Source organism: uncultured Campylobacter sp. (assembly GCF_938030685.1).
Taxonomy (GTDB): domain Bacteria; phylum Campylobacterota; class Campylobacteria; order Campylobacterales; family Campylobacteraceae; genus Campylobacter_B.
On sequence record NZ_CALHHX010000057.1, the window covers coordinates 1 to 3,909 of the forward strand.

The following is a 3,909-nucleotide window of genomic DNA, read 5'->3' on the forward strand; positions in this document are numbered from 1 at the left end:
AACGTCGATCACTGCGCCCGTCTTTGACACGCTCCTACAGTGGCAGGTCTTGCCAACACGCTAGGAAACGGAACGATGACGAACGATTTGGTCGAATTCGCTACCGATACGGATGTATTTTTACTCATCGGCACCAACACGAGCGAGTGTCACCCGATCATCGCTATGCAGATGCAGCGCGGGCTTCAGCGCGGCGCCAAGATGATCGTCGTAGATCCGAAGCGCACAGATATGGCGAAAAAAGCCGATATCTATCTGCAAATCCCAGTGGGCGCAAACATTAAGACGCTAAATACCATTATGAATGTTATCATTGCTGAAAATTTGCAAGATGACGAGTTTATCAAAAACTACGCTCACGGCTACGAATATCTAAAAGAAGCGGTTAAGGACTTTACTCCTGAGCGCTTTGAGCGCGAGACCGGCGTGAAAAAAGAGCTCGTAATCGAAGCTGCTAGAATGTATGCTAAAGCAGGCGCAGCGGCGATCTGCTACACGATGGGTATCACGCAGTTTAGCGACGGTACGTCAAACGTCTTTTCGCTTTCAAATTTAGCTATTTTGACGGGGAATTTAGGCAAACGAGGCGCAGGCGTAAATCCTTTGCGCGGTCAAAACAACGTCCAGGGTGCATGCGACATGGGCGCGCTACCTAACGTCATTCCGGCGGGTGCAGTAAATTCCGCTTATGCTCAGGAGCAGGCGCGCAGAGTATGGCACTTCGAGCTAAATCCAACTCCAGGCTTTAAGCTTACTGTCGCACCCGATAAAATGGATAGTGGTGAGCTGAAGCTGCTCTACGTTTACGGCGAAAACCCTGTAATGAGCGATCCTTGGACGGAGCACTTCGTGCATGCAACGCACCATTTGGATTGCTTTATCGTGCAGGATCTTTTCTTTACCGAGAGCGCACAGAAAGCCGATGTCGTACTACCTGCTGCCGGCTGGGGCGAGAAGGACGGCACCTTTTTAAATACTTCCCGTCGCGTCCAGCGCACGCGCAAGGCAAGCGAGCCGGCTCCTGGCGTAGAGCCTGATTGGAAGGTAGTTTGCAATATCGCGCAAAGAATGGGACTTGAAGGGTTTGATTTTTTAAGTGCGGAAGAAATTTGGAACGAAGTGCGTGCATTAATGCCTAAATTTTTCGGCGGTATTAGCTACTATAGGCTAGATAAGCTAGGCGGCATCAGCTGGCCATGTCCTGATGAAGATCATCCGGGCACACCGGTTCTTTATGCAGATCATAAATCGATGCTGCCTGACGGTAAATTTAGAATGGTGCCGGTACTTTACGTGGATGATAAAGAGGAGCGCGCTAAAGCTGAGGCGGATTTTAGAGCCAAGATGAAAATTCCTGATGATTATCCAGTGGGAAGCGGTGCGCTTAGCGAGATTCCGGATGAAATTTATCCGTGCTTATTTACGACTGGGCGCAAGGTTTATCACTACCATACTGGCACGATGACGAGAGAGTGCCGCGCGCTAGAGTACGGCGCGGGCGCAGAAGGCGCGCTCATCGAGGTTAGCCCCGACATCGCACGCGAACGTGAGCTTACCGAAGGCTGCTATGCGCTTGTCAAAAATAAGCGCGGTCAGATCGCCGCAAAGCTTCGCATAAATCCAGATCTGAAAGAGGGTACGATATTTACGACCTTCCATTACAGCGAGGCCGACGGCAACGAGCTCGTGCATGCGGGCGATCTAGATCCGCTATCAGGTATCCCGCCGCTAAAAATGACGATCGCAAATATCAGAAAGCTTAGCGAGAGCGAGTTTATCGAGTTCAGAAGACAAAACGAGATGTCGATGCACTCCGAGAAACCTTATCTATCGCCGGTGCATAGGTAGTTTGGGCGGCAAGCTCCGCCCGCTTTGCAAAGATGAAATTTAGTCGCAGCTACGGCAAAATTTGATGAAATTTCATCTCTGCGGGCGCTTCATGGCCGCTTGCAAATTGCAAGCGGCTCGTGGAATTTTCCACGCGATTTTTTAAATTCAAAAATGCGAGCGATTTAAATTTACGCATTCCGCTTCGGTACTGCGGCTTTACTTCGGCGAATTAAGGCTATTTAAGCAAAATTTCACTACGATACGGGCGAAACTAAAATAAGGAAGGTCTATGGAGCCGATTTATAGAGCGGAGATAGTTAAATTTAAAGGCGATGAAAGAAGGATCGTAAGCGATATCTTAGTTCGCGAGATCAAGCTTGAAATTTTATTAAACGACAAGCGTTTTGGCGCGCTGATGGCGACTCCGAGCGATCAGAAGGCGCTTGCGATAGGCTATTTGTTGAGCGAAAATTTGATCTCGGATCCAAGCCGTATAAAAAGCATAGAGCTCGCGCCGGATGGGCTTAGCGTGAATGTCTGCGGCGAGATAAACGAAAAGCGGCTAAATAGCTTCGATACCGAAAAGGTCATCATCAGCGGCTGTGGGCGCAGCTCTACCGCAAATATCGATCCTGAGGCGATGGCGGCGCGTAAAGTCCGCTCGGACGCTAAATTTCATAAGAGTGAAATTTTAAATTTGATGAGCGAGTTTTACACGCAGTGCGAGCTTTACGAGATGACGGGCTGTGTGCACACCGCAAAGCTCTTTACCGCGAGCGGCGAGTATTTTATCGGCGAGGATATCGCCCAGCACAATACCATCGATAAATCGGTCGGCAAGGCGGTCTTGGCGGGACACGATACGCAGGGCTCGCTTCTTTTGGTAAGCGGCAGGCTAAGTTCCGAAATGGTCGCCAAAGCCGTGATGAGCGGCATTAGCGCGCTTGTTTCGCGCACGGCTCCTACGAGCCTCGGCGTCGTGATCGCGCGTAAATTTGATCTTACCCTTTGCGGCTTCGCGCGCGGCGAAAATTTAAACATTTATAGCGGTGAAGAGAGAATTTTGAGTTAAGAGGGCGGCATGGAGATAGATATCAAGATAGACGACAAAAAAGCAAGCGAGATCAAAAGGCTGATTTTAAATTTACTAAATCCAAGCGGCAAGCTTGATTGCGGCGCGGCGTTTAAGATCGCCGCCAAATTAGGCGTAGACGCGAGCGTAGTAGGAGATCTCGCGGCGCGCGAAGGGATACGGATAGATCGCTGCGAACTCGGACAGTTCGGCAAGCTGCAATGTAGCGGAGGCAGCATAAAGGCGCTGAAAAAGCTAAATCCGTTTTTGGATGATAAAAGGCGGATTTTTTGCCGTGACGCCCGCGCCGTAGCTAGCGGCGGTGTGGGGTTCGATACGGTGCGCTCTACGCTTAAGGAGCACGGCATAGACGTGAAATATTGTCAGCTGGGCTGCTTTAAGGAAAAGAAAGGCAAAAGAATGAGAGTGAAAACAAAAACTTGGATCGAAAATGCGCAGGGCGAGCTCATTTTCGGCAAGGGCAAAACCGAAGTGCTAGATGTGATCGCTCAAACGGGCTCCATCTCTAAAGCCGCCGAGGTTTTGGGGATGAACTATAAAAAGTGCTGGAGCCATCTGCAAATTTTACAAAAAAATCTGCAAGAGGAGCTCTTTAGCACCAAGCAAGGCGGCGGCAATGCCGCGGGTACGACGCTAAATGCACGCGCCTATGAGCTGATCGCGGCGTATAAGCAGCTGCAAAGCGATATAGAAAACTACGCAAACGAGCGCTTTAAGGAGCTTTTTTTGAAAAAAGAGGGCGAGAAAGACGCAAGTAAAGCGAAAGATAAAAACCATTAAATTTAAAGGAGAAAACGATGTTTGTAAAGCTAAACGACCGAACCTATCTAAACAAAGACAGGATTACGCGTATCAAGGTAGATAGCGTCCAGGACGGTATCAGAATTCGCTTCTACGAGGGGCAGTTTCAAGTCGCCAAAAGCGGCAGATTTGAAAGCGAAGAAAAAGCGATGGAGTGGCTGCAGAAAAATTTTATCGGCAAATAG

4 protein-coding genes are annotated in these 3,909 nt (G+C 49.3%); all 4 read left to right on the plus strand.

What is annotated here, in order from left to right; all coding sequences use genetic code 11:
* A partial coding sequence (locus Q0369_RS02675) for a molybdopterin oxidoreductase family protein (protein ID WP_367178963.1) occupies window positions 1-1,848 on the plus strand: 1,848 nt, incomplete at its 5' end.
* Between the two features lie 271 nt (window positions 1,849-2,119).
* Window positions 2,120-2,902, plus strand: coding sequence for a formate dehydrogenase accessory sulfurtransferase FdhD (gene fdhD, locus Q0369_RS02680; RefSeq protein ID WP_298095614.1), 783 nt, complete (start codon window positions 2,120-2,122; stop codon window positions 2,900-2,902).
* A gap of 9 nt (window positions 2,903-2,911) precedes the next feature.
* Entirely contained in the window at window positions 2,912-3,703 is a 792-nt protein-coding gene (locus Q0369_RS02685) for a LysR family transcriptional regulator (protein WP_297989744.1), read from the plus strand.
* A gap of 17 nt (window positions 3,704-3,720) precedes the next feature.
* The gene (locus tag Q0369_RS02690; RefSeq protein ID WP_005869215.1) at window positions 3,721-3,909 is read left to right on the plus strand and encodes a hypothetical protein; all 189 of its coding nucleotides are present in this window, start codon (window positions 3,721-3,723) and stop codon (window positions 3,907-3,909) included.

Bases quoted from the DNA above. Each gene is read 5' to 3' on its own strand.
- fdhD (WP_298095614.1), top strand. From the start codon at position 2,120: ATGGAGCCGATTTATAGAGCGGAGATAGTTAAATTTAAAGGCGATGAA.
- Q0369_RS02690 (WP_005869215.1), top strand. From the start codon at position 3,721: ATGTTTGTAAAGCTAAACGACCGAACCTATCTAAACAAAGACAGGATT.
- Q0369_RS02685 (WP_297989744.1), top strand. From the start codon at position 2,912: ATGGAGATAGATATCAAGATAGACGACAAAAAAGCAAGCGAGATCAAA.